The organism is Corallococcus sp. AB011P, assembly GCF_003611605.1.
Lineage (GTDB): Bacteria > Myxococcota > Myxococcia > Myxococcales > Myxococcaceae > Corallococcus > Corallococcus coralloides.
On sequence record NZ_RAVX01000057.1, the window covers coordinates 1 to 2,372 of the forward strand.

Annotated in this window: 1 protein-coding gene; it reads right to left on the reverse strand. The window is 65.7% G+C overall.

The genetic code is table 11. The annotated features are described in order from the left end of the window. Window positions 1–26: 26 nt before the first annotated feature. The coding region (locus D7X30_RS41285; RefSeq protein ID WP_147443447.1) for a recombinase family protein at window positions 27–2,372 on the reverse strand (2,346 nt) is incomplete at its 5' end.

The window sequence follows — 2,372 nt, forward strand, 5'->3', positions numbered from 1 at the left end:
CCGGAACTGTCATCAAAACACCTGTGTTAGCGGGAGTGGCTGCGACGACGATGATGTTGCCTCGTCCTTTGGCGGCTCGCTCCATGTGTAAGAGCGGCTTTGATGCGGCGCTCGATGGCGGGGGTCAGTCGGAAGCAGAAAAAACCCCTGGGCAGGTCCCGCTCCGGCTTGAGAAGGCCCTTCTTTATCCAGTACCGCACGACAGCATCGGTTACTCCGTACTTCTCGATGAGGCCGCGAGTGGAGTAGCGGCCGTCTGGGAGGCGAGGCGGCGGTCGTCGACGGCCGACGTGGACAGGTGGATTGCCCTGCGCGTAGCCCTGGCGGCGCGCTCTGGCCAGGAGCGCCTGGAGTTCGGGCGTCATCTCAAACCAGAGGGGCTGCTTGCTGCGCCCGCGCATGGGCACGTGGTCGGGCACAGGAGTCAACTGGCCGCTCTTGACCCAGTAGAGGACCATCGAGGCTGTCACTCCGAAGCACGCTGTCAGGCCGCGGATGGAATAGCGCCCCTGCTCGTCCCGCTCGGGCACCTGGACGCTGCTCCATCCAGAGCGACGTCCCGCCTGGATGCCCTTGCGCCTGCGGAGCGTCGCCACGGACGACTGGGTGAAACGGCCACTGCGACTCTTCCGGTTGCTCTTGAAACCTCGCCGATTGAGTTCCTCGGCAATCTGCGGGTCGCTGAGGTGCTGACGGGACAGCCGGCGAATCTCCTCGAGGACTTGAGGCGGCATCCGGCGGGCCTCGTCCATGGTGGGCCGGGCAACCCGCAGTTCACTGGCGGCGCCCGTCCTCCAGAGGATGCGAATCCGGGTGGAGCGTTGGGGCACGTCCACGGGTACGAGGACGACGTCCTGAATGAGCAACCGCAGGATGCGCTTCTTGTCCGCATTCGTCGTGGTCGGAGCGCTCCAGAGCTTGGGCAGCTCGCGCGCCAGGGCCAGAATCTTCTTCTTGTCCTTGTCCGACAACTCCAGCCCGGGAGTACTCCGTGCCTGCTCATACTCCCGCTCGACTTGCGCCACTTCTTGGAGCTTCTGGTTCCAGCGAGTCTCCAGGGTGCGAGCCACCACGCGATTCTCCGGCTCGACCGCGTTGTACTGACGCTCGGCGCGCTGGGCCTCGTAGCGCACCCGCTCCAGACGCAGCTTCCATTGGCGGTCCACCTCGGCCGACTGGTGCTCCACCTGTTTGAGGACTGCCAGCGAGAGGTCCAACTCGGGCGGTGCGAAGGATTGGAGGACGGCCTCGCTCACCTTGGCATCAATGCGGTGGGCCACCGTGGACCAGCAGTTCGCCTCACCATAGGGGCGCAGGCTGCACTGGTAACAGGGAAGGTCCGCCAAGGGGTAGACCGGATTCATCCGTCGCCCGCACCTGCCGCATATTGTCAGCCCTTGCAGCAGCGCCGGGCCATTGCGCACGGCTCCACGCCCTGGCGCACGCGTGAATCCGGCGCTGTTCTCCTCGACGCGCCGCAGGTTCTCCACGTGCTGCTTCCAGGGGAGATAGGCCGGATGGGCGTCCGGCAGAAACGCATGCCACTGCTCGCGCGCCTGGAGCTTCTCGTGCTTGCGTCGCACCACGCCATCCACGAGCGCATGCCGGTCCCGGTTTCGTCCCCACGCGTAGGCACCTGCGTACGCCGGGTTACGCAGAACGGCCAGCGCACGCGGGACGCTCAGCGGGTGCCATTCGATTTGCGCAGGAGCGTCTCGATGGGCGCGCCGCGTGGGGAACAGCAGCTGGTGGTGGTTGAAGTAGCGCACAGTGCCACTGACGCTCCCCTCCAAGCGGAAGCGCTCGAAGAGCAGGCGGACCGCCCGCTGCACTTGCTCGTCGGGGTCGAAGACAAGCGCGCCATTCTCGAAGACGTATCCAGTCGGAGGCGAGAAGACGAGCTGGCCTTTCTTCGCTTTATGCAGGATGCCGCCCTGCAAGCGCAGGCGCATGGCGTGGCGCTCGGCGTCACTCATGGTGCCCTTCATGCCCAGCACCAGCCGGTCATTGAAGTCGTTGGCGTCGTAGACGCCATCGTCATCGATGATGAGCGTGTCGGACAGCGCGCACAGGTCCAGCAGCCGATGCCAGTCCGCCGAGGAGCGCGCCAACCGCGACACCTCCAGCGACAGGACGGCACCCACCTTGCCCATGCTGACTTCGGCCGTCAGCCGCTGGAAGCCCTTGCGCGAGGTGGCACTGGCTCCACTCTGTCCCAGGTCTTCATCAATGACCTCGACCTGGGCGGCGTCCCACCCGAGTTTCTTCGCCAGCTCGACCAGGGCGTACTGGCGCTCGGTCGACTCCCGGTGCTCGTGGACCTGCATGAGGGTGGACTGGCGGATGTACACCCGAACGGGGCGAGCCAGGTG